Annotated in this window: 22 protein-coding genes and 1 tRNA gene; 6 read left to right on the forward strand and 17 right to left on the reverse strand. The window is 57.6% G+C overall.

Annotated features, from left to right (window positions below):
- Positions 1 to 7 precede the first annotated feature (7 nt).
- Positions 8 to 1,726: a ShlB/FhaC/HecB family hemolysin secretion/activation protein gene (locus tag CKX93_RS01035; RefSeq protein WP_076754454.1), complete on the reverse strand. Its 1,719-nt coding sequence runs from the start codon at positions 1,724 to 1,726 to the stop codon at positions 8 to 10.
- 92 nt (positions 1,727 to 1,818) lie between these two features.
- Positions 1,819 to 2,292: a hypothetical protein gene (locus tag CKX93_RS01040; RefSeq protein ID WP_076754456.1), complete on the reverse strand. Its 474-nt coding sequence runs from the start codon at positions 2,290 to 2,292 to the stop codon at positions 1,819 to 1,821.
- A 594-nt stretch (positions 2,293 to 2,886) separates the two neighbouring features.
- On the opposite strand from CKX93_RS01040, the gene CKX93_RS01045 reads away from it, so the two are divergent.
- Entirely contained in the window at positions 2,887 to 3,894 is a 1,008-nt protein-coding gene (locus tag CKX93_RS01045; RefSeq protein WP_076754458.1) for an RpnC/YadD family protein, read from the forward strand.
- 324 nt (positions 3,895 to 4,218) lie between these two features.
- Here CKX93_RS01045 and CKX93_RS01050 read toward each other — a convergent pair whose 3' ends face one another.
- From CKX93_RS01050 to CKX93_RS01080, 7 genes are all read right to left on the reverse strand, one after another.
- Entirely contained in the window at positions 4,219 to 4,671 is a 453-nt protein-coding gene (locus CKX93_RS01050) for a hypothetical protein (RefSeq protein WP_076754460.1), read from the reverse strand.
- 130 nt (positions 4,672 to 4,801) lie between these two features.
- Complete coding sequence (locus tag CKX93_RS01055; RefSeq protein ID WP_076754463.1) at positions 4,802 to 8,164, reverse strand: ATP-binding protein; 3,363 nt, start codon at positions 8,162 to 8,164, stop codon at positions 4,802 to 4,804.
- 56 nt (positions 8,165 to 8,220) lie between these two features.
- Positions 8,221 to 9,366 (reverse strand): type 1 periplasmic-binding domain-containing protein, encoded by a 1,146-nt coding sequence (locus tag CKX93_RS01060; protein WP_076754465.1) that lies wholly within the window; start codon positions 9,364 to 9,366, stop codon positions 8,221 to 8,223.
- Positions 9,367 to 9,451: 85 nt separating this feature from the next.
- A complete protein-coding gene (locus CKX93_RS01065) occupies positions 9,452 to 10,129 on the reverse strand; it encodes a response regulator transcription factor (RefSeq protein WP_076754468.1) in 678 nt (225 codons plus the stop codon).
- 135 nt (positions 10,130 to 10,264) lie between these two features.
- A complete protein-coding gene (locus CKX93_RS01070; protein ID WP_076754469.1) occupies positions 10,265 to 10,564 on the reverse strand; it encodes a nucleotidyltransferase family protein in 300 nt (99 codons plus the stop codon).
- A gap of 5 nt (positions 10,565 to 10,569) precedes the next feature.
- Entirely contained in the window at positions 10,570 to 10,974 is a 405-nt protein-coding gene (locus CKX93_RS01075) for a nucleotidyltransferase substrate binding protein (protein ID WP_076754471.1), read from the reverse strand.
- Between the two features lie 90 nt (positions 10,975 to 11,064).
- A tRNA-Ser gene (locus CKX93_RS01080) sits at positions 11,065 to 11,154 on the reverse strand.
- Positions 11,155 to 11,310: 156 nt separating this feature from the next.
- Between CKX93_RS01080 and CKX93_RS01085 the strand changes: the two genes are divergently transcribed.
- The 3 genes from CKX93_RS01085 (at position 11,311) to CKX93_RS01095 (ending at position 13,761) form a co-directional block, all read left to right on the forward strand.
- Entirely contained in the window at positions 11,311 to 11,988 is a 678-nt protein-coding gene (locus tag CKX93_RS01085; RefSeq protein WP_076754473.1) for a Bax inhibitor-1/YccA family protein, read from the forward strand.
- Positions 11,989 to 11,998: 10 nt separating this feature from the next.
- Complete coding sequence (locus CKX93_RS01090) at positions 11,999 to 12,985, forward strand: 2-hydroxyacid dehydrogenase (RefSeq protein ID WP_076754475.1); 987 nt, start codon at positions 11,999 to 12,001, stop codon at positions 12,983 to 12,985.
- A gap of 83 nt (positions 12,986 to 13,068) precedes the next feature.
- On the forward strand, positions 13,069 to 13,761 hold the full coding sequence (locus tag CKX93_RS01095) for a class I SAM-dependent methyltransferase (RefSeq protein ID WP_234982793.1): 693 nt from the start codon (positions 13,069 to 13,071) through the stop codon (positions 13,759 to 13,761).
- A gap of 39 nt (positions 13,762 to 13,800) precedes the next feature.
- Here the strand turns inward: CKX93_RS01095 and petA are convergent, their stop codons facing one another.
- The gene (gene petA / locus CKX93_RS01100) at positions 13,801 to 14,394 is read right to left on the reverse strand and encodes a ubiquinol-cytochrome c reductase iron-sulfur subunit (protein WP_084178589.1); all 594 of its coding nucleotides are present in this window, start codon (positions 14,392 to 14,394) and stop codon (positions 13,801 to 13,803) included.
- A gap of 158 nt (positions 14,395 to 14,552) precedes the next feature.
- Here petA and CKX93_RS01105 point away from each other — a divergent pair, with 158 nt between their 5' ends.
- Both CKX93_RS01105 and cyaY read left to right on the forward strand, forming a co-directional pair.
- On the forward strand, positions 14,553 to 14,873 hold the full coding sequence (locus CKX93_RS01105; protein ID WP_076754481.1) for a hypothetical protein: 321 nt from the start codon (positions 14,553 to 14,555) through the stop codon (positions 14,871 to 14,873).
- A 12-nt stretch (positions 14,874 to 14,885) separates the two neighbouring features.
- Entirely contained in the window at positions 14,886 to 15,209 is a 324-nt protein-coding gene (gene cyaY, locus CKX93_RS01110) for an iron donor protein CyaY (RefSeq protein WP_076754483.1), read from the forward strand.
- Here cyaY and CKX93_RS01115 read toward each other — a convergent pair.
- The 7 genes from CKX93_RS01115 to CKX93_RS01145 are packed head-to-tail and all read right to left on the reverse strand — an operon-like array spanning position 15,199 to position 22,305.
- Complete coding sequence (locus tag CKX93_RS01115) at positions 15,199 to 15,564, reverse strand: hypothetical protein (RefSeq protein ID WP_084178590.1); 366 nt, start codon at positions 15,562 to 15,564, stop codon at positions 15,199 to 15,201. The genes cyaY and CKX93_RS01115 overlap by 11 nt on opposite strands.
- Positions 15,561 to 16,898, reverse strand: coding sequence for a UDP-N-acetylmuramate:L-alanyl-gamma-D-glutamyl-meso-diaminopimelate ligase (gene mpl, locus CKX93_RS01120; protein ID WP_076754485.1), 1,338 nt, complete (start codon positions 16,896 to 16,898; stop codon positions 15,561 to 15,563). Before mpl ends, CKX93_RS01115 begins: the two co-directional genes overlap by 4 nt.
- Entirely contained in the window at positions 16,895 to 17,416 is a 522-nt protein-coding gene (locus CKX93_RS01125; protein ID WP_076754487.1) for a hypothetical protein, read from the reverse strand. Before CKX93_RS01125 ends, mpl begins: the two co-directional genes overlap by 4 nt.
- A 29-nt stretch (positions 17,417 to 17,445) precedes the next feature.
- Entirely contained in the window at positions 17,446 to 18,198 is a 753-nt protein-coding gene (locus tag CKX93_RS01130; protein WP_234982769.1) for an MlaA family lipoprotein, read from the reverse strand.
- Positions 18,188 to 19,402: an argininosuccinate synthase gene (locus CKX93_RS01135; protein WP_076754488.1), complete on the reverse strand. Its 1,215-nt coding sequence runs from the start codon at positions 19,400 to 19,402 to the stop codon at positions 18,188 to 18,190. The genes CKX93_RS01130 and CKX93_RS01135 overlap by 11 nt, the downstream gene beginning before the upstream one ends.
- Positions 19,403 to 19,457: 55 nt before the next feature.
- Positions 19,458 to 20,894, reverse strand: coding sequence for a dihydrolipoyl dehydrogenase (gene lpdA, locus CKX93_RS01140; protein ID WP_076754490.1), 1,437 nt, complete (start codon positions 20,892 to 20,894; stop codon positions 19,458 to 19,460).
- A 19-nt stretch (positions 20,895 to 20,913) separates the two neighbouring features.
- Positions 20,914 to 22,305 carry a dihydrolipoyllysine-residue acetyltransferase gene (locus CKX93_RS01145; RefSeq protein WP_076754492.1) on the reverse strand — a complete coding sequence of 464 codons (1,392 nt, stop codon included), beginning with the start codon at positions 22,303 to 22,305 and terminating at the stop codon, positions 20,914 to 20,916.
- Positions 22,306 to 22,324 lie beyond the last annotated feature (19 nt).

Here is a 22,324-nt window from a genome sequence, read left to right on the forward strand (position 1 = left end):
GGCAACCTCACAAACTCACGCTGAGGTTGAGCCAGAGGCGGGTCTGGTCGTTGGTGCCGTCGCCGTCATTGCCCTCTGACGTGCGGATTGGGTTGCTGCCGACCTTGGTGGCGAGCGTGGCGCGCAGTTGGGCGCGGCTGGAGAGGCTGTAGGTCATGCCGACGCCAAGGCCTTTGAGTTCGTAGGTGTTGGGCTCTGTTGTAGTTTCGGGGCGGTAGTCGAAGCGGTGTTGGCGGACTTGGCCGTGGTCGTAGAAGGCGATGCCTTGGAGTTGGTCGTTGAAGTTGTGGCGGATCTCAACGGTGGCGATGATGGCTTGGTCGCCGGAGCCTTCGGATACGGGGTAGGCGCGCACGCCGGCTGGGCCGCCCAGGCTAATGCCTTGGGAGGAGTCGAGGTTCTTGGAGGCGAGCTGGCCGTTGAGCGAGACCCAGAGCGTGGTGTTGGGTGTCAGGCGCTGCAGGCGGGCCAAGTTGCCGGATAGGGTGGCGAAGCGGCCTTCGGTTTGGGGGCCGCGTCGTGTCTCGTCACCTGAATCTCTTTGACGCAACTTGCTGTCGAGGCTGACCTCTCCCCAAGTGGCGTTGAGACTCCATAGAGTGAAGGCGCCGCCGCCCCAGGCGTCGCTGAAGTCGCCGCTCAGGCCGCCGGTGAGGGTGGTGACAGTCTTATTATCGATCTCACCACTCAGCTCGTTTTCATAACGGGCATGGTTGGCGCCGGTGGTTAGGCGCACGGTGCGGGTGTTGGTGCGGATCCAAGGGTAGTTGCCGGTGACTGCAAAGGTACGCGCTGAGCCTTTGGAATCGAGGAGCGCGAACTCATCAAGGACATTTTTATAGCTGAGCAGGCTGAGGCTGCTGTTGACGCGCCAGCCGTCGTAGCCCACGGGGATGTCGTAGGCGAAGTTGGCGAAGCGGTTGCCTTCGGTGAACATGAGGCTACTGCTGATCTGGTCGCCGATGCCTCGGGGGTTGGCCCAGACGGCGTTGGCGGTGGCGCGGGCGCGGCCGGTGGAGCGTGAGCCGGAGTTGTCGGCGCTTATCGTTGTGCTGAGAGCTGTGGTCGGCGCTGCTTGGATTAGAAGGTCCGAGGCGCCGGGGGTTTCGCTGGCGGATAGGACCACGCCGGCGCTGATGCCGGGCAGGTCGTTGAGGTTGCCGATGGCGCGGTTGACTTCGTCGGTGTTCAGGAAATCGCCAGGGGTTTGGCGGGCGAGCATGTAGCGGTTGATGAGCTCGGGGGCGATGGCCAGCTCTTCGGGGTCGAGGATTTGGATCTCGCCGAGGCGGCCTTCGATGATGTTAATACGAACCGTGCCGTCGATGATGTCTTGGGCCGGGAGCTGCGGGCGGGCGAACCAGCCGCGCTTGGAATAGAGGTCAGAGATCTTGACGAGGGCTCGGTCGAGGTCGTCGAAGGTGATCTCTCTATTGAGGTAGTCGGCGAGCACGGCTTGGATGTCTTGTTCCGGGATGAGCGTGACGCCCGTCAGCTCGAAGCGGCTGATGGTGAAGGTCACGGCGTCGGGGTCCGGCTCGGCGGGGGGTTCGGGGATGGCGGCGGGAGCGAGCGGCGGGACGTCGGGCACGCGAAGGCGCTCGGTCTCTCTTAAGATCGAGCCGGCGTCGATGCCTGCTTGGGCGAGCTGGGCCGCTTGGGCTTGGGCGCTTTGGGCGCTTTGGCCGCTTTGGGCATGGCCGATGGCTGGCATGGCTGCCAGCATCGGACATATCACCCAGGCTGCGCGTGCTGCTCCTTGCATGATGCTTCGCAAATCCTAAGCGTTACTTCAACTTCGACTGCGCAAGAACGCCCTTAGGCGCTCTTTTTCTCCGCATCGCTGCTGGCGTCTTGCGCGGCAGCGGTGGTCGTCGTCGTGGCTTGCTGGCCCGCTTGGGCTTGCTGGGCTTGAGCCTGGTTGGCGATCACCTGGGCGCCGACTTTGGCGGCCTGGGAGAAGTGCTGCGCGACCTGGCGCTTCAGGTCGTCGATGACGTTGAAGGCGTAGAAGGCGTCGGGGAACACGGCGGGCATGTCGAGGACGCGGTTGTCTTCGGTCAAGAAGGCAGTGCGCACGACGACGCCGGCAGCGGTGGTTTCGATGGCGAAGACGCTGCGGCCGGTGACGTTGACGTTGCCTTCGCCCTGTTCTGCTGCTTGGGTTTCGCCTTGGGCTGTTTGGGCAGGGGCGGTCGTGGCGCCGGTGGTGGTGGTTTTGGTGGCTTCTGCGGCTTCCGGAGCTTTGCTTTCGGCGGCGGCGGCGGAAGTGGTGCGTGGTTTGCTGGACATTGTGTTGGTCTCACCTAGGGTACATTGAGGGGGTGAGACATTGTCCCGCACTTCTTTTATCTATTTAATCCTATATTCGTATGAGTTTTGGACTTATTTTAGAATTGAACGATTTTCCGCATTTTACCCTTCAAATTTAGGGTTTTCGCGGGTCTTAGCGTCTTTTTGTTGAGCTACATTACCACACCTTTTAGCCTCCGTTTACCGCACCTGCTAACCATCATTTATTTTAGGTAATCCCCTAAATGGGGACAGATTTATTTTCCCCGAAAACCGGGGTTGAAAATCGGGGACAGATTTATTTTTTCCCTTCAACGGGGTACGACCCCACGGATTTTGAGTGGGCGAAAATCCCCGGGGTACGACCCCATTTGACTGAAGACTGGGGTACGACCCCTTTGATTTCATCCCGCTAGTCGTTGAAATAGGCCTGGCTATCGGGTTTTGGCTTTCTGTTGAGTGTTAATGGACTACCCTTAAATCTCGGGGCTTAATCATGGGAACTTAGCCACTGGGTGTTTCACGCAACTCGTGGGCGGATTGTGAAAAAAGGGGTCTGTCCCCATTTTTGCGTTTTTTGGACAGGGAGGTTTTATGGACGAGGACAAGGATGGCCCTTCTGCGGATCATGACAGTCCGTGGAAGGAGGCGCTGGAGGTGTATTTCGAGCCTTTTTTGGCGCTGCTGTTCCCTTCAGTGCATGCGCAGGTGGATTGGGCTCAGCCGGTGGAGTTTCTGGATAAGGAGCTGCAGGCGCTGGATGGCGATGCCGAGCAAGGACGGCAGTACGTCGATAAGCTGGTGAAGGTGCGCGCCCTCTCAGGAGTTGAGACTTGGGTGGTGGTGCATGTGGAGGTTCAGGGGACTCCTGATGGCTCGTTCGCTGAGCGCATGTACCGTTATTACGCGCGACTTCGAGATAAATTCTCGATGCCAGTATTAAGTTTGGCCGTTTTGGCTGATGCCAAGCCGACGTTTAGGCCATCTGAGTATGTGGATGATTTTTGGGGCTGCTCGGTCTCTTTTCGGTTTCCTGTGTGTAAGTTATTGGATTGGCTCGACAATTGGGACGAGCTCGAGTCCAGCCGAAACGTGTTTGCGCCTGTTGTCATGGCGCAGATTCGGGAGAAAACCGAAAGGACTCTCGAGCGTCGGAAGTTTTGGAAATTCAAGCTACTGAAACGGCTTTATGAGCTTGGCTATAATCGGGAAGATATCAGTCAACTGTACCGGCTTATTGATTGGATGATGCGACTGCCTGAACCGGATGAAGAGCGCATCTATCAGGAAATCAAAACCTTAAGGGAGCAAAAACTCATGCCATATATCACGACCGCACAACGTGTAGAGCGCAAGCTGGGCCTTCAAGAGGGCCTTCAAGAGGGCCTTAAACAGGGCCTTAAACAGGGCCTTGAGAAGGGCCTGGAAAAGGGCCATCGCCAAGGAGAGGTTGATATGCTGATGCGCCTGGTGGAGCTGAAGTTCGGCTCTAAGGCTGTCAAGCGTTACGCGCCGCTTGTTGCCGATGCCAATGAAGAGGAGCTGCGCCAATGGGCCGAAGGCATCTTAACCGCTGATTCAGCCGAGACACTCTTCGGCTAGAAAAGGGGTCTGTCCCCATTTTTGGTTTTTAAAAAAAGGGGTCTGTCCCCATTTTGCCCTTTTTGCCGTTTGTCGCAGGGATTCGGCTATCTGTCGGATTTTGGGTTTATCTACATTTTAGATGGGGTAGTCTGAATGGGCAGACAGGAGTCTCGCTCGCAACAGTGACTTCTTGCGGATAGCGAGCCCTGATTGTGGACACGGATGTCGCGTCAGTAGACATGGAAGTCGTGTCAGTCAACAAGGATGTACTGCCTACGGACAAGGATGTCCGGCCTGTTGGTAAGGGTACGACCTCTGGCAACAGGGGTCGTACCCCATTTCTTAGAAGGTTTCGAGGGTCATGGTTCCTGCGCAGTAGCCGCCGTAGCGCGTGCCTACCCATATGTCATAGGTGCCGGGTTGCGGACCGAAGACCGAGATTTTCGCATCTAGAGCACCGTTGCTGTCGTCGTCATAGAGCCAGGTGCCATTAGGCAGATTCACCAACAAGATCGAGTCGCAGCCCGTATTGGTGCGAATCTCCAAGCGCTGCATGGGTCGGTCGGCATGGTAACTCATAGTGAAATCCGGTGCGCGCATCACATGGCCAAGTCCAGGTATCGACATACAGTTTGCGAGGTCAACGTTGCCACCCGCTGCTGCTGAGACAGTTTGCGGCGAGTACAGCTGGCTTGCGGTGTAGCTCAGCGCCGTGCCGTTCAAACGAAAGTCTGGGCAGGCCCAAGCCGATTGCGCAAAAAACAGCAAAGCAACAAAAGTAATTGCCCTAAACATTGCCTACTTCCTTAGTGAGTTTTAAAGCTGTCGTATACCCTTTTTCTTGAGTTTTGGTCAAGAAAAATATTAGTGGAAATCCAAAAAATAAATCCGTCCCCTTTTTTAAAAAATAAATCCGTCCCCTTTTTTAGAGGATTTGGGCGAGGGCGGTTTCGAGGGGGGGGAGTTTGGCGAGCCAGTCGTGGTCGCCGGCGATGAGCATGGCCTCAAGGGCGGCGGCGTGGGTGGCGACTTGCTCGGCGCCGAGGTAAGCGGCGGCGCCTTTGAGGCTGTGCAGGCGGCGCTGGGCATGGGACCATTGCTGGGCTTCGAGCTCGCGGCGCAGCTCGGGAATGATGTCGCTGAAGGATTCTTTGAAGCTGGCGACGAGCTTGGCGAAGAACGCGGAGTCGTCGTCTACCATTTCCATGGCGTGCTGCATGTTAAAGCCAGGCCATGCCTCGAAGCCTGGCGAAATCTGGACTTCATCGTTTGCATCGCCGCCATCAGGGCTCGAGGCACATGAGTACACGGAGCCGTCGGGAATATCGAATCGTTGAGACGATGGCGCCGGCGCGCGGTGGGCGAGATGCTTGGCAAGACAGCGTGCAAGAACCTCCAACTTGACAGGCTTGGTGAGCACGTCGTTCATGCCGGCATCTCGCGCAGCCTGCTGCTGCTCTTCGAGCACGCCAGCGGTGAAAGCAATCACGGGAAGGTCCAAAAGGCCTAGGCGGCCGCGAATTTGGCGTGTGGCCTCCATACCATCCATGCCCGGCATTTGCACGTCCATGAGCACGGCATCAAAGGCCTCGGGCTCGAGCGACAGCACATGCAGGGCCTCTCTGGCACTGCCCAGACAGGTGGCCTCGGCGTTGAGCTCTTCGATAAAGCGCGCCAGCAGTTCGCGGTTGACTGCAACGTCATCCACCACCAAAAAACGTCGGCCGGCGACATGGGCCATGATATCGACGATCGACTCCAAAAGCGCTTGGTTGCGATAGATCTTGTCGGCACGCGGCAGACGCAGGTGGATTTTGACCTCTGTCCCCTGCTCCAACTGACTGTTCAGAATAATCGTACCGCCCATCAATTCAATAAGTCGCTTACTGATGGGTAGACCCAGGCCCGTGCCCTCGCGGCGTGAGCTCTTATCCCCCTGTTCAAAGGGATCAAACAGTTTGTTCAGATACTCCGGCGCAATCCCAGTGCCGGTGTCGGTGACACTGAGCTCTAAACCCACGCTATGGGCATCAATTGAGGTGGTGCGCGCTAAAAGCTGCACCCTGCCGTTCTCGGTAAACTTGATGGCGTTACTCAAAAGATTCCCAAGCACTTGCTCCAGCCGGTGGGTATCCCCCAGTAGAGCTCCAGGATCATCGCCCGCCAACGACCAGCCAAGCGTCACGGACTTGGCCGTCAGCAAGGGGCTGTAGAGATCATGCAAACGCTGCAAGAGATCTTTTAATTCAAAGGGTTCATGACGGATGGGCATCTTGCCGGATTCGATTTTGGAGAGATCGAGCACGTCGTCGATGATGGTTAATAGAAGCTCCCCTGCCCGCTCGATGCGCCGCACTAAACTGAGCTGATCGCGGGTTAAGTCCTCGAGCTGTAGAAGCTGCGTAAGACCCATCACTGCATTCATGGGGGTGCGGATTTCGTGGCTCATACTGGCGAGAAAATCACTCTTGGCACGCTCGAGTTTTTCGGCATGTTGTTTGGCTTCAAGCAGTGCTTGCTCGGCCATTTTGCGCGGAGTGATATCGGCCAGTACGCCTTCCCAGATAGTTGTGCCATCATCGCGAGTTCGCGGCGTGGACTCAGCGGTGATCCAGCGAATTTCGCCATCGACCACCACGCGGGTCTCACCATAGAACCGTTTTTTCTCGCTAAATGCCTCGATGTTCAACTGCACCCATGCGTCGAAATCATCAGGATGCACGCAGGCAAAACCCCGCATTGGATCTTCTGCAGCTTCCTCTCGGGTTAGGCCGGTGAGCTCGAGAAACCGGGTGCTCATGAAGGAAAAGTAGGCCAGTCCGCCATCGGCCGGCTGCACCATCGTGTAGGTGCCCACAGGAATATTTTCGGTGAGTTCGTAGGCCGCTTTTTCTAGCTCTTTCTGGGCGCTGCTGAGCGCTTGTTCGGTTTCGCGTAAAGTCGTGACATCGGTGAGCGCGACGACTAAGCGGTCATCTAGGGCTACCGCGCGAAAAATAGCATCGCGCACTTCGCCGGTTTTGGCGGTGACTCGAAACTCCATGGACTCGATGCGCCCACGTTCCTTGCGCGCATGTTCTATGGCTCGATTCCAACGCCCCATCACCAGATCGCGATAATTGGCATCGGGATAGGCCTGCTGCGCCCAAGCTGCCACCGTCGGAATATCCGTCAAGGTGTAACCAAAACTGGCGGTAAACTCCTGATTAACAAACAAAGTTTTGGGGTTTTCATCAAAAGTAATCGTACCAATGGCAATGGGCAAGCCGTCAAGCAGGCGTTCGAGTCGAGCGCGATCCCGCTCGATGGTCTGGCTGAGCTTGCTGAGCGCCTGTTCGCGCTGGTTTACGGCATTGACCATGCTCTGGAAACTCGCCTCTAGATTGGCGAATTCCTTGAGGGCCATGGCGCGCGGGCGAGTACCAGGTTGCTGCGCGCCCTCGGTCATGGCTTCAACGCGTGTGAGCAGCTGTTTGAGCGGCATAGCGACCCACTCGTCGGCGCGACGCAGTTTATAAAGAACAATGAGCAACAGACCCATGAGCACCAGCGTGAGTGCGATCCAAAGCGTGCGCAGCAATGTATCTAGTGCTGCAGTGGGCGCCAGCAAGACGATATAGGCGCCTTCGATGGCAGAGAATTGAGAGAACGGCAGCCAGCGTGTGTCCGCATGGGTAATACGGTCACGCAATCCGATCCTTTGATCCAGCGCTTGAGGCTCAATTTGGGTAATGCGCAGCTGACTGTCACTGCTGAGCATCACTAGGCCACGGTTTTGGGTGAGCAGCAGCGGTTGGCCAGTGAGCTGAGCATAGTCTTCAAGAAACTTTTTCAGATATTCCAGATTAAAGCGGGCGAGAAAAACTTCATCACCTAAGCTGAAAGCCATATAAAGACCAGGTTGATCGTCTTCGATGCCGCGACGCAGCGAATAGGTCAACACTTCTGTGGCACCCTGCTGAATGACTGACGCCAGCGTCGTGTTGGCGAGCGTAAATCCGGGAAAGACACGGCTTCCTTCGGAACCGATCAAAACTTCCGCGACGCGCAAATTGGCATCGAGACGATAGACATCGGTGTAGCTGGGGATGTTAAGGAGTATCGGCTCCGGCGTGCTTTGTTGTTCGGAAATTTGTTGAATTAGGTCGGTGCGAGACTCGCCAAGGTGGTAGCTGAGAAACAAATTGATGCGCGAGACATCGGCGGTATTTAGTTCAACGAACTGGCGAACAATTAGGTTGGAGACGAGGAATACCGCACCGATTGAGAGTAAAGAGGATAGCAACAAGGCCCCGAACTCGAGACGCCGGGTAAATTGAACCAGAGATTTTCGGGCCGGGGGGGTCACCTTAGTTCGCGCTCGAGGTCCTTTAGCAGGTAGAAGCCGTGTTGCACATCCCCGTAGCGGTTGAAGTGAATGGAGCCTAAAGAGGTCTGATGTGGCGTTTGTTGAAGTAGGAAGCTTTTCACGGCAGCCGGGGTGGTATGCCCCTGACGAAAGGCGGCATCAACCAGCTCAAGTGCTTGGCGAATTTTGATGGCCATGAACTGGGGTGTGTAGTCGAACTCCCGTTCAAAGCGGGTGAGGTAGCTATCGATCGCTGGGTTATCTCGACGCGAGGGGAAATGGCTGACTAGGATGGTTTGGGCAAGCGCGTCACCGCTGAGCTTGAGGATTTCAGCAGACCGCGACCAAGGCGTGAGAATAATGCGGGCATCGGGGTTATTGCTGTGAAAGTAATGCATGATGGTGCCGGTCGCCGTTTGGAAATCACCACCGAGCAAATAGAGTGCGTCATAGCCTTGGGCGATGATGTCGCGGTATTCCGTGGGATCGAAGTCATGATAGACCATGCGCACGTGGGTGATGTCCCAGGAGTTTTGCGCTTGATTCGGGCTTGGGGTTTGCTCGGTGCTCGCGGCTTGGTCCGGACTCGGGGCGTGTAGCGCGAGGCGGAATTGTTCATAGGCAGGGTCGGTATAGGCCGCGTTGCCGGCGTCTTGCACAACCAAGAGACGTCGTCCCGGCATGTCGCGGATAACGCTGGCGATGAAGTTTTGCTCGATGGCCAGGTCAGGCATGATGCGCAAAATATAGTCATCTTTATCGCTCATCAGGAGGCTTGTTGACGAGGTATTAATGAGTAGCACCTCGCCATCGGTGAACCGATCGATGCTGCCGACCATGGTGCTTGAGGGTTGGGTAGTGACGATAAAGCGGGCGCCTGCGGTGATCATGTCTTCGATGGCAGCGCGACCACTGTCGATATTGAAGTCATAGTAACCGGGGACGGCGGCGATGCGGCTGCGGGGATTTTCTTTTTTAAACAGCCGCAATGCGTCCATCTCTGTGGGATCGAACAGGCGGTAGTCGGTTAGAGGGGCGTCGACACCGACGATGACGGCACGGCTGTCCAGCCAGAGCACCGCGAACGCAATCAGCAGGGCTCCTGCTAGCACGCCTCCGATGATGCGCTGGCTATGGGGCATCAGCCTCTAACGCCTTGGGCCGTGAGCCATTCGTCTGGCTGTCGCGCTCAACTGGGTGGGGCTTTTGCCTTTGGTGAAGCTGCCTTTAGAGGAGGCCATGGCGCTTGGCTTTGGCTAAGGCTTGAAGACCGGAGTGGACGCCCAGCTTGCGGTAGAGATTGCGCGCATGTGTCTGGGCGGTCGCCAGAGAGATGCCCATTTTTTGTGCGGCTTCTCCATAGGGGTCACCGTTGGCGAAGTGGCGCAGCAGCTCGATTTCGCGGCGCGTGACTTTGGGCAGGGTCTCGTCGGGAATAGGCTTGTTGGGATCTTCTTTTTCCACGAGCTTGAGAAAGTAGCCGGCCAGCTGCATCGAGAGCGGGTGCATGCCGTCGAGGACTTGTTGCACCGCGCGGTTGATGGAGAGGTTGGCGTCGCCTTTGACGATGTAACCGACGGCGCCGAGGCGCACGGCCGCTAGCACACGCTGTTCATCAGCCGAGCCGGAGATGACGAGGATGCGGGCGTTAGGGTGGCTGCGGTGTAGCGCGCGGATGACGTCGAGACCGTCACCGTCCGGGAGCCCGAGATCGATCAGAGCCAGGCCGATTTGGTTCTCTTTTTGACCGATGGCATCGAACGCTTCTTGGGCAGTGCCAGCGGTGAGGAACATCCACTGATTGTCCATGCGGGCGATGGAGTCGCAGACAACGCGGCGGAAGAACGGGTCATCCTCAACAACGAGGACTTCGAGGGCTGGGACGATTGCCTGGGCGACTGCCATGGGGGTACTCCGGTTGCGTTTCTGGCGCGTAGTATCGTCAAAACTGAGTAAGACGGGAATACCAAATTTGAGGTATTGCTGCAAATGAAGATTGGGGTACGACCCCAATTGAGACTTACGGGATCGTACCCCAGTTTAGAGTTCGCGGGCGTGGCTGCTTATGACGTCGCGGAATCGAGGGGTCACAGCGGCCCAGTCGACTATATCAACCTTATATGGCAAGTCTGACTCAGCGAATGCCTCTCTTATGGCGGCCATCAACGGGAGTGGCAGCGGATCCTCGCCGAGTATAGCCAAATCCAAGTCGGAGAATGGCTTGGCTGTGCCGGTAGCCCGTGATCCGAATACCAATACTTTTTTATCAGACACAAAGCGCTGCAGTATGTCCCGAGCGATCTCTGCATGGCGTTGCTCGATGTCGAGAGCTTTTTCCACAGCGATTAGGACTGCCTCTGTTGCAGTTGCTCAAAGAGATGTCTTGCTTCATCAAGAAATGCCGGGATGCCATCGACCACTTCTAAGGCGATGCTCTCTTCATAGGTGTGGCTGGTTTTGCTGCGCATCTCGCGGTAATTACGCCAGTTCGGCCAACTGCCTAGCAACAGCCCCTGCTCATTGGCTGTGCGAATGAGATCGGCAAACACCATGGCATCGATGGCTTGTGGGTTTGCAGCAGTGGCCTCGAGGTAGCGCTTTAGCGTTTTGTGGCTGATTTCATATGTGAATTCAAAGCGTTGGATGAGGCCATCGCGGATTTGGAGATCATTCGTGTCCTGCTGATAGCGGTCCCAGCCTTCAGCTAGCCTTTGGATGGCGCGTTCTAGGGGACTGGTATCAAGGTTCATTTTTTTCCGGCCGCTGGGGGACAGATTGGGGGACAGATGAAATTTTGATAATTTTTATCATATATTTATCATGCACTTAGGGCCTGATAATGGCGGAGAGGGTGGGATTCGAACCCACGAAGGGCTTTCACCCTTGCCGGTTTTCAAGACCGGTGCATTCAACCGCTCTGCCACCTCTCCGGAAGCTGCGCATTGCCCTGCAAGCCCCGAGGATTTTACGGACACTTGGGCCTTGGCTCAAGCAAAAGCCATTGCTCGCATGGACTTTGCTCTAAAGTCCCAAATGAATTAACTTAAGCCGCGATTCGATTTTATTTCATTCACGGAGGTTGCCCGATGGAAGCTCGCAGTGCTGACACGCTTTCTCGTTCCCAAGCCGGCGCGCGTACGCTGGCCACCAATAAGGTCATCCGCAATACCTATTTGCTGTTGTCCATGAATCTGGCGTTCAGCGCTATGGTGGCCTTTGTTGCCATGGCTACCGGCGCTAAACCGGTGTCGTGGATTCTGATGATCGCGGTCTTCTTGGGTATGCCCTTCGCGATTCATGCTCTGCGCAATAGCATTTGGGGCCTGCCAGCGACCTTCGTATTCACCGGTGTCATGGGCTATATCCTGGGTCCCATCGTTGGCTTTTATCTGGGCATGGCGAACGGCCCGGCGATTGTCGGCGGCGCGCTTGCAACGACCGCGGTGGCCTTTGTGGGCCTGTCTGGCTATGCCTTGGCGACCCGCAAGGACTTTAGTTTCTTGGGCGGCTTTGTGCTGGTCGGCTTCTTGGTCATTTTGGCAGCTATTGTGGCGAATTTGTTCTTGGCAATTCCGGCCTTGTCGCTGGCGATATCCTCGGCGGCAGTGATGCTGGTATCGGCGGCCATTTTGTGGGACACCAGCCGCATGGTGCATGACGGTGAGGCCAATTACATCACCATGACCGTGTCGCTGTTCGCCAATATCTATGTGTTGTTCCTGCATTTGATGAACCTGTTCGCCGCGTTTACCGGCGATAACTAAGCCGTTCATCATGAGTCAGACCTCGCGGCAGCCAGGGCTCAGCCAGGGCGTCATCCTGGATCTTGAGACCCTGGCGCCGCGGGATTTGGATCTTTCTCGCCTGCGTGCTTGCCTGCCTCACTGGCGGGACTATGAGTACACCCTGCCCGATCAGACCGCAGAGCGTATGGCAGGTGCCGAGGTGGTGATTACCAACAAAGTGGTGGTGGGCGCCGCCGATATGGATGCAGCGCCTGAGCTCGAGCTCATCGTCGTTTCCGCCACGGGCACCAATAACGTCGATCTGGCTGCTGCCGCCGAGCGCGGCATTACGGTGTGCAATGTACGCAATTACGGCACGGCGTCGGTCGCTCAGCACGTGTTCGCGCTGATCTTGGCACTGACCACGCGTCTTAACGAATATCAGCGCGATGTGCAGGCCGGGGCTTGGCATGCCAGCCGTCAGTTCTGCCTTTTAGATCACCCCATCCGCGAGCTTGCCGGCAAGTCTTTGGGCATTGTCGGCCACGGCACCCTCGGCAGCGCCACCGCCGCGCTGGCGCGTGCCTTTGGCATGCGCGTACTCATCGCGCAAAGAAGGGGTACGACCCCACAAGAGGGTCGTACCCCATTTGAGACGGTGCTCAGTGAAAGCGATTTGCTCTCGCTGCATTGCCCGCTGACTCCTGAAACCCAGCATCTGATTGATGCGCAAGCGCTACGGGCGATGCGCTCGGATGCGCTGCTGATTAATACGGCGCGAGGGGCGATTGTGGATAATGCGGCGCTGGCCGAGGCTTTGCGCGCTGGTGAGATTGGCGGTGCGGGCATTGATGTGCTGGAGAGCGAGCCGCCGCCGGAAGACCACCCATTGCTGCAGTCAGACATCCCCAATTTGATCGTCACGCCGCACATCGCTTGGGCGGCGCGTGAGGCGCGTCAGCGCATGGTGGATTTATTGGCCGACAACATCACGGCCTTTGCCGCTGGCCATCCCATCAATGAGGTCAGCGCCTGAACGCCCGAAAAAGGCCAGATGCGGGTCATGCGCCCGAAGCGTCATCAGGCCCGTCGCCAGAGTCGGATGCGCCAATTGCGAAGCTGCAGCGTGTCGATGACCGACTAGAGCTCCATTTTGCGTCGTTCGATGCGCCCTCGCCGGACCGCTTGGTGGTGGATTTCACCAAGGGGCGCATGGGTTACCGAGGTCCACGAGCGGGCCGGCGTAATGAGCCTTTGGCGCGGGCTATCGGTCTCAAAGCTGGCGACTGCCCGCATGTCATCGATACTACTGCTGGCCTGGGCAGTGATGCCTTTATCCTCGCGCAGCTGGGCTGCACAGTGACGCTGTGTGAGTCCCACCCCCTACTCGCAGCGCTCCTCGAAGATGGCCTAAAACGCGCGGCGCAGCATGAGGCCCTGGCACCAACCATAGCGCGTATGCAGCTGATCCCCGGCGATGCTCGGGATACGCTAAGAACCCATCAAGCCGACGTCGTCTACCTCGACCCCATGTACCCGCATCGGCAAAAATCAGCCGCCGCGAAAAAGCCTATGCAGCTGTTGCAGCGCCTGCTGGGAGCGCATGGCCAAGGCGAGGATCTTTTGGAGCTTGCCTTAGGCCGAGCTAGCTCCTCTGGGGTACGACCCCCAAATGGGGTCGCACCCCGTTTCGCTCGGGTGGTGGTCAAGCGCCCGCTGCGTGCGCCGCCATTAGGCGAGATCAAGCCGCACCACAGCATCGAGGGCAGCAGCACGCGGTTTGATGTCTACCTCGGCAACTACTCTAAATAAATGATCCACTCTCTCATTCAGCCGCTAACTGCTCGAGGGTTAGCGGGTGAACAGCAGCAGATGACCGTCGATGTGGTAGTCGGGCACCACCAGGTTGCGCCGCGCCGGCTGATCGCGCCACACCCGGCCCGCTGCATCAAATTTTGAGCCACGACACGAGTCGACAAAGTGCGCATGCTGATTATCACCGTCCGCGGGCACCCAGCGCAGCGCACACGACAAATCCGTGCTCTGCGCAAACACCACAAAATAAGCCGGCTCAGCGCTTCGGTGGGGGTTACGGTACGCCGTGGGCTGCTGGCTCCAGCGCGAACTGGGGTCATAAAGTTCAACAGCACTGTCTTCGAGTTGCCCCAGCATCTCGGGCGTTCGGTGCAATACCCAAAGCGGTCGGCCCTGCCAGGTGCGCTCCAGTATCTCGCCTGGGGGAATGGCACTCAAATCAATGCGCAAGGCGATGGTCGCTTGGGTTGAATCCGACTCGGTGGGGTCGCCCCAAATGGCGCTGATGACCACGTAGACCACGAACACCGCAGCCACCACCCCCATCAGTTTCAGCCCAATGCGGTAGTAGAACCGCCGCGCATTATCTCCTACAGCGAGGCCAGGATGCGGCGGTTTTTTCATTCTCATGGCAGACCATGTTGGTGGCTAAAACCCTTTCAAGCAAGGGTAACCTATCACCTATCTTTTTCAACCCGGCAATCACATACCCAGTGCCGGAGTCACAAATTACAGCTCATCCTGCGCTAAGGGTTTATAATCCAGCGTTGACGAATTTGGGAGGCGTGATGAAGCCGCGCAGTAATCAGACGTATGTGGGCATCCACAATGACTTGCATGGCGGCATGACGCCGATTGGCGGGCTGATCAAAGATGCATGGGCGTTTGGGCTGATCCCCGAATCCGAGACCTGTGAGGGTTGGAGTACCGCGCAGATTCAAATGCTTCATGATAAGGTGGGCGCCGAGTGGGATAAGTACGGACTGCTGGTGAGCCGACTGCCCGATGATATTCGCGCGCGCCATGAGCGCATTCATGCAGCAGCGGTAGAGAAAGCCAAAAGCATGGGCTGGATCCCGGGCTACGACTGCGACCCAGAGATGGAATAGGAGAAATACGGCATGAGCAATGCTTCTTTTGCGGTTCAGGCGGACGAGTTTTTGGAAGATCTGGTGGAGCGCATGAGCGCCATCGATTCACTGGCCGACCTGGATGCCGATATTGTCGATGGGGTGCTGAAGGTCGAGTTTGATGACGGCAGCAAGCTGATCATCAATCGCCAAGAACCGGTGCGCCAGATTTGGCTGGCTTCTCCCGAGGGTCCGGCGCATTACAGCCGCTCCAGCGACGGCGCCTCTTGGGAAGACGACAAAACCGGTGAAGACATCTACGCGACGCTAAATCGCGTTTTCAGTCAGAAGATGGACGAGCCGATCAGCTTGTAAGCCGAGCCTGAATGGCGGCCATCACGGCCTCGGGGCCATGCTGCTCCAGCAGTGCCTCGATCTTATCGGCCGCTGGTCTTGCCACGGGTTGCTCTGAGACACGGCGCAACGCCAGGCGCAGTGAAAAGCGCCGAAACTGACGAAAGAACAAATACGCACAGGTGGCAATGATGATGGCCAGCCACGTGCTGCCCTGCCACCAGCTCCAAATCGCCGCCCCATAGCCGGCAAAAGTCACTACGAAGATCATCCCCGCATATCGCTGCGCGCGCTCAGCCAGCGCCGTCAAATGGGCTTTATGCTCGCCCCACTCGGCATCACTGATCAGACTGGTTGGCGGTGTGGCATTGTTCAAAGCTGATCTCCCGATTGCGGCGACAAACGGCCCTGAAGTTCCGATAGTAAGCGCTGATGCAGGCCGGCAAAGCCGCCGTTGCTCATAATCAGCACATGATCCCCGGGCCGTAGGTCCGCCTTCAAGCTGTGCAATAAGGCATCGATGTCGGTTTCCACCCTGACCTGATCACCCAAGGGGCGCATGGCCGCGGCCACATCCCAACCGATGTCAGGGCTGGCATAAACCCAGGTGGCGTCGGCTTGTTTTAAGCTGGGGGCTAGGGCCTGCTCGTGCACACCGAGGCGCATGGTGTTTGAGCGCGGCTCCAGCACAGCGATCACACGCTCACTGCCCACGTGCTGGCGCAAAGCGGCAATGGTGGCACCGATGGCTGTGGGGTGATGCGCGAAGTCATCATAGACGCGAATCCCGCCCACTTCACCGCGCAGCTCCAGGCGACGCTTCACTCCTTGAAACTGGCTGAGCGCCTCGATGCCGACCTCGAGTGCCACGCCGGCATGACGCGCTGCCAGTAAGGCCGCCAAAGCATTGAGCTGATTGTGCTGCCCGGGCATGGGGAAAGCGTCTTGTAGCGCTGGCGTGATGCCCCAGTCAGCATCAGAGTCGGTGCCAAAGCGTGTTACAGGTGTCCACAGGCCTTGGGCCAAAACCCGCTCCAGCGCTTCATCCCCATAGCGGCTGATGACCAGCCCATTACCCGGCACAATGCGTATTAAATGGTGAAATTGCCGCTCAATCGCTGCAAGATCGGGGAAGATATCCGCATGATCGAACTCTAGATTGTTGAGGATCAGCGTCCGCGGGTGGTAGTGCACAAACTTAGAGCGCTTATCGCAAAACGCCGTATCGTATTCATCGGCCTCGACCACAAAAAACGGCGAGCGCCCCAAGCGCGCTGAGACCCCGAAATTACCCGGCACCCCGCCAATCAAAAACCCCGGCTCAAGCCCGGCGTATTCTAAAATCCATGCCAAGATACTGGCGGTAGTGGTTTTGCCATGTGTGCCAGCCACGGCCAACACCCAGCGGTCTTTGAGCACATGCTCGGCCAGCCACTGCGGCCCGGAGGTATAAGCCAAGCCCTGATTCAGCACATATTCCAGCGAAGGATTACCACGGCTAATCACATTCCCCACCACCACATTGGGGTACGACCCCCAATTGGGGTCGTACCCCTCTTGGAAGGTGATGCCTTGCTCTGCGAGCAGGGTACTCATGGGTGGGTAGACGCCAGTGTCGCTGCCGGTGACGTGGTAGCCGGCAGCTTTGGCCAAAAGTGCGATGCCGCCCATGAAGGTGCCGCCAATGCCGAGGATGTGAATGTGCTTCATGCCACCCAGGCGCTATGCACCCACTCACCCAAAATGCCAGCAAGCAGCATATAGAGAATGGCCAGACCGACACCGCCAGCCGGATTTTTGATGTCGAGAGCGCGACGCAGCACATGGCCATAGGCAGTAAGCAACCAGCCCAGCAGCAGCAAGTAGATGATGGTGGTGAATAAGGACACTTCTTCTGGGCCATCGACGCTGCGCAGCTGAAGCACCACAGGGATCATCAACACGCCTAGCACAACACCTACGCCCAGAAGGCCCGTAAAGGTCTGATTGAACCGCTCACCCAGGCTCCGCGTGCGCAGCAAGACAAGGGTGAACACGCCCAGCAAAGCCAAATCCAGACCCGCCTGCACCAAAGCAACGCCAAGCGGATAAAACGGCGCAACAACCACCACGGCCAAAAGCCAATAAAGCAGCGCGCAGATCAGCAATAAGGGCTGAGAGGCCGGCAGGTCCTCGGGGCCGCGGCGCAGCAAGGCCAGGTCAACAAATGGTTTGAGCAGCGCGTACATGGTTGTGGCTTAAATCCGCGACGCGCCCATTAAGGCATACCGTCTTCTTCCAGCTCTCTTAAGAAATCCAGCTGCTGATCACTGCTGGGAGCACCATCGCGCACCAGAAACTCGCGCCGCTCAAGATAAGCATTGCGGATGGCCATATAGCGATCGGTGGCTACCTCATCCAAAGCCCGCTCGGTAGATAGCAAGCGCGCTCTTACGTGGACGATATCTAGCGCCAACAAGGCGTAACGCTCATCACCCAGACCCGCACGAATCGCCGGATCGAGTTCCCAATCGACCACCCGCGCCGGCGCATCGCGCACGCTGCTGGGCCCGAGCATCGGCAGAACCACGTAAGGACCCGAGGGCACACCCCAGACTCCCAGGGTCTGACCGAAATCTTCCTGACTCTTCTCCAGTCCCATGGGGGTGGCTACATCAAACAAACCTAAAACCCCGAAACTGGTGTTCATAATCAGGCGCGTGAAATCAGAGGCGGCGTTGTGAAACTTGCCCTGCAGGACGTTATTAAAGGCATTACGGATCTCCAGCAGATTGCTGAAGAAATTACCGACGCTGTTTTGTACCGGCCGGGGTGTCGCCGCTTTATAGCCTTGCGCCACCGGTTTTAATACCGCCCGATCCACCGCGTCATTCACAGTAAACATCGCGCGGTTGTAGCTCTCGAAGGGATCGCGGTCATCACGCGAGTACTCAGGCACGCTGGCGCAAGCGCCCAAAAGACCCACGGCCAACAGCAGCGCCAAGATTTGACTAAGGCGGTTACCGGCCACGCTGAGCCGCAATCCGCATACGCAGCGCGTTGAGTTTAATAAAGCCTTCCGCGTCCTTTTGATCATAAGCACCGGCATCGTCCTCAAAAGTGGCGATATGGGTATCAAATAGGCTGTCGGATTGCGACTGCCGTCCGGCCACAATGACATTGCCTTTGTAGAGCTTCAAGCGCACCAGCCCGTTGACATGCACCTGCGAAGCATCGATCAGGGCCTGTAGCATCTGGCGTTCTGGGCTCCACCAATAGCCATTGTAAATCAAGCTGGCATACCGCGGCATCAGCTCATCTTTGAGATGCGCGGCCTCGCGATCTAAGGTCAACGACTCAATCGCGCGATGCGCTTTCAATAAGATCGTGCCGCCAGGAGTTTCATAACAGCCGCGAGACTTCATGCCGACATAGCGGTTTTCAACCAAATCCAGCCGCCCGATACCGTGACGACCTCCGATTTGATTGAGGCGCTCCAGCAGGGTTGCTGGCGATAGCGACTCACCATTTAAGGCCACAGGGTCACCGCCGGCAAACTGGATTTCCAGATACTCCGGCGCATCGGGGGCCGCCTCAGGAGAGACGGTCCAGCGCCACATGTCCTCTTCCGCTTCACACCAAGGATCTTCCAGCTGATTGCCCTCATAGGAGATATGCAGCAGGTTGGCATCCATGGAATATGGGGATTTCTTGCCGCGCTTCATGTCGACGGGGATTTGGTGCTGCTCGGCATAGGCCAAGAGTTTTTCGCGCGAGTTCAAATCCCATTCCCGCCAGGGGGCGATAACTTTAACCCCGGGCTTTAGCGCATAGGCACCCAGTTCAAAACGCACCTGGTCATTGCCCTTGCCGGTGGCGCCATGCGAGATGGCATCAGCGCCGGTTTCATTGGCGATTTCGATCAGGCGCTTGGCGATCAAGGGGCGCGCGATCGAGGTGCCCAGCAGATATTCACCTTCATACACGGTATTGGCACGAAACATCGGGAACACGAAGTCGCGCACGAACTCCTCGCGCAAATCATCGATGTAGATTTCTTGAACGCCCATGGCCTGGGCTTTGGCGCGCGCTGGCTCAAGCTCTTCGCCCTGACCAATATCGGCAGTGAACGTCACCACCTCACAGCCGTAAGTATCCTCCAGCCACTTGAGAATCACGGAGGTATCCAGCCCACCTGAATACGCGAGCACGACTTTTTTGATGGGTTCTGCCATGGTTGTGTTCCTGAATCACGCCTGTACCAACAAGGCGCGCAGTATAACCAAAACGCTAGCGCGGGGGCAGGATATCGGTGATCGAACCGTGTAGCACTTCTGCCGCAAAGCCAACGGTTTCTGACAGCGTCGGATGCGGGTGAATAGTCAGCCCCAGATCGGCTACATCCGCGCCCAGCTCCATCGCCAGCATGGTCTCGGCAATCAGCTCACCGGCATGTGGCCCGACAATACCTGCACCAATCACGCGATCCTGATCATCGACAAGCAGCTTAGTCAGGCCGGCATCCCCGCCGACACTGATGGCCCGGCCGCTGGCCGCCCAGGGAAACACGCCTTTCTTATAAGCAATGCCCTTTTGTTTGGCTTCGGTTTCGGTGAGACCCGCCCAAGCCACTTCGGGATGGGTGTAGGCCACGCTGGGAATACTGCGCGCATCAAAACTGGATTTCTGCCCGGCGGCGACTTCAGCGGCGACCTTACCCTCGTGCGTCGCTTTATGCGCCAGCATGGGCGCGCCCACCACATCGCCAATGGCAAAAATATGCGAGACATTGGTGCGCATTTGCCGATCCACGGCGATAATGCCACGCTCGTCCACGGAGACGCCGGCCGCCTCGGCGCCGATCTTGCCGCCATTAGCAGAGCGGCCCACCGAGACCAACACGCGATCAAAACAGTCATTGGCCGGAGCCTTATCACCCTCAAAGCTCACCTCGATGCCTTTTTTGCTGGCCTTGGCCGAGGTCACGCGGGTTTTTAAGAAGATATTTTCGTAACGGCCGGCAAGGCGTTTTTCCAAGGGCTTGACCAAGTCACGATCCACACCCGGCATGAGATCTGAGGACAGTTCACACACCGTGACTTTCGAGCCCAATGCCTCATAAACGCAGGCCATCTCCAGACCGATAATACCGCCGCCAATCACCAACAATCGCTTAGGGATATCGCGCAGCTCCAAAGCGCCGGTGGAGTCCATCACCCGCTCATCTTCCCAAGGCAACCCCGGCAGACGAATGGGTTGTGAGCCCACGGCGATGATGGCTTGTTCAAAGCCGATCATGTGTTCTTGGCCATCATGACTCACGCTGACCGAATGCGGCGATACGAACTGCCCTACGCCCTGCACCACCCGCACTTTGCGCTGTTTGGCCAGATGCGCCAGACCCTTGGTAAGCTTGCCGATGACGCCGTTTTTATACTCCGCCAGCTTGGGCAGGTTGATCTTCGGTGCACCGAACTCAATACCATGAGTGGCGAATGTGGCCGCCTCATCAATGACATTGGCAGCATGCAAAAGCGCTTTTGAGGGAATACAGCCGACGTTCAAACACACCCCGCCGATCACCGGATAACGCTCAACCAGCACCACATCCAAACCCAAGTCGGCAGCGCGAAACGCCGCGGTGTAGCCGCCCGGACCGGAGCCCAGTACCAACAGTTGGCATTGCAGATCGGGGGTTACATCACTGGCTTTGGCATCGGCCATCATTGACTCCAAAAGAATGCTCTTACAGCAGCATGCGGCGCATATCCGACAACAGGCCGCTTAAGTAAGTGGTGAAGCGCGCCCCCAAGGCACCATCAATCACGCGGTGATCATAGGACAGTGACAGCGGCAAAATCAGCCGCGGCATAAACTCCTGACCATTCCATACCGGCTGCATGCCGGCCCGCGAGACGCCAAGAATAGCGACCTCTGGGGCGTTTACGATCGGCGTGAAATGCGTGCCGCCGATACCGCCCAAGCTGGTGATGGTGATACAGCCACCCTCCATATCTTGGGTTTTGAGGCGGCGATTGCGGGCTTTTTCGGAGATCTCGGCAGTCTCTCGCGCCAGCTCGACTAAGGATTTGCGATCCACATCACGCACTACCGGCACGACCAAGCCATCGGGGGTGTCCACAGCAATGCCCATGTTGTAGTACTGCTTGATGATTAGCTGCTCGCCGGTGGGATCCAACGAGGCGTTAAAACGCGGGTATTCTTTTAAAGCCGAGACCAGGGCCTTCATCAAAAACGCTAGGAAGGTGATTTTCACGCCCTTGTCTTTGTATTCGGCGGCCAGCTGTTTGCGGAAAGCGTCGAGCTCGGTGATATCGGCTTCATCGAACTGCGTGACATGCGGGATGGTGACCCAGTTGCGGTGCAGGTTCTGCCCCGTGAGTCGGTTGATCTTGGTCAGCGGTTGATAGTCGACGGCGCCAAAGCGAGTGAAATCAATCTCGGGCACGGGCAAGAGGCTCAAACCGCCTGTGGCCGGGCCTTGCGCGGCCAAGCGCTTCACAAAGTCTTGGATGTCTTCTTTGAGAATCCGGCCCTTGGGTCCGGTGCCACTAAGATGACCCAAATCTACGCCCAACTCGCGGGCAAAGCGGCGCACCGAAGGCGAGGCATGGGCTTTGCGGAAAGCTTCTTCGTCGATGGGGGTCGTGATCGGCGGTGGACGCAGCCCTGCCGGGGAAGCAGCGGCGGCTTGTGCGGCGGGTGCAGCGGCTGGCGCTGGCGCTTTGGCTTGTGCTGCTGCGGAAGCCGGTGCGGCGCTGCTGGGTTCGGGCGCGTCAGCGGGCGGCGGGCTGCTGGCTGGTGCGGCGCTGGAGTCTGACTCGGTGGCAGCGGCGCTATCGCTGGCACCATCGCCGGCACTCTCGCTGGCGCCATCGCTGGCCTCGAGATCAAGAATCGGCGTGCCCTCGGAGACGCGATCGCCGGCTTTAAGTTTCAGGCCCTTAATCACCCCGCCCTGTGGCGAGGGAATATCCATGGAGGCCTTATCCGACTCCAGGGTGATCAGCGAGTCCTCAGGCTGGACGGTATCGCCCTCCTTGACCAAAACCTCGATCACCTCGATGTCTTTGAAGTCGCCGATATCGGGGACTTTGATTTCTACGACACTGCTCATAGGCGCTTCTCCCGTCGCT

The sequence above is a fragment of the Ectothiorhodosinus mongolicus genome (assembly GCF_022406875.1).
GTDB lineage: Bacteria > Pseudomonadota > Gammaproteobacteria > Ectothiorhodospirales > Ectothiorhodospiraceae > Ectothiorhodospira > Ectothiorhodospira mongolica.

Coding starts and splice junctions, on each gene's coding strand:
- CKX93_RS01040 (WP_076754456.1), bottom strand. CDS start 2,292: ATGTCCAGCAAACCACGCACCACTTCCGCCGCCGCCGCCGAAAGCAAA.
- CKX93_RS01050 (WP_076754460.1), bottom strand. CDS start 4,671: ATGTTTAGGGCAATTACTTTTGTTGCTTTGCTGTTTTTTGCGCAATCG.
- CKX93_RS01045 (WP_076754458.1), top strand. CDS start 2,887: ATGGACGAGGACAAGGATGGCCCTTCTGCGGATCATGACAGTCCGTGG.
- mpl (WP_076754485.1), bottom strand. CDS start 16,898: ATGAAGCACATTCACATCCTCGGCATTGGCGGCACCTTCATGGGCGGC.
- CKX93_RS01035 (WP_076754454.1), bottom strand. CDS start 1,726: ATGCTGGCAGCCATGCCAGCCATCGGCCATGCCCAAAGCGGCCAAAGC.
- CKX93_RS01060 (WP_076754465.1), bottom strand. CDS start 9,366: ATGCCCCATAGCCAGCGCATCATCGGAGGCGTGCTAGCAGGAGCCCTG.
- CKX93_RS01085 (WP_076754473.1), top strand. CDS start 11,311: ATGGAAGCTCGCAGTGCTGACACGCTTTCTCGTTCCCAAGCCGGCGCG.
- CKX93_RS01125 (WP_076754487.1), bottom strand. CDS start 17,416: ATGTACGCGCTGCTCAAACCATTTGTTGACCTGGCCTTGCTGCGCCGC.
- petA (WP_084178589.1), bottom strand. CDS start 14,394: ATGAGAATGAAAAAACCGCCGCATCCTGGCCTCGCTGTAGGAGATAAT.
- CKX93_RS01135 (WP_076754488.1), bottom strand. CDS start 19,402: ATGGCAGAACCCATCAAAAAAGTCGTGCTCGCGTATTCAGGTGGGCTG.
- lpdA (WP_076754490.1), bottom strand. CDS start 20,894: ATGATGGCCGATGCCAAAGCCAGTGATGTAACCCCCGATCTGCAATGC.
- CKX93_RS01075 (WP_076754471.1), bottom strand. CDS start 10,974: ATGAACCTTGATACCAGTCCCCTAGAACGCGCCATCCAAAGGCTAGCT.
- CKX93_RS01105 (WP_076754481.1), top strand. CDS start 14,553: ATGAAGCCGCGCAGTAATCAGACGTATGTGGGCATCCACAATGACTTG.
- CKX93_RS01145 (WP_076754492.1), bottom strand. CDS start 22,305: ATGAGCAGTGTCGTAGAAATCAAAGTCCCCGATATCGGCGACTTCAAA.
- cyaY (WP_076754483.1), top strand. CDS start 14,886: ATGAGCAATGCTTCTTTTGCGGTTCAGGCGGACGAGTTTTTGGAAGAT.
- CKX93_RS01090 (WP_076754475.1), top strand. CDS start 11,999: ATGAGTCAGACCTCGCGGCAGCCAGGGCTCAGCCAGGGCGTCATCCTG.
- CKX93_RS01065 (WP_076754468.1), bottom strand. CDS start 10,129: ATGGCAGTCGCCCAGGCAATCGTCCCAGCCCTCGAAGTCCTCGTTGTT.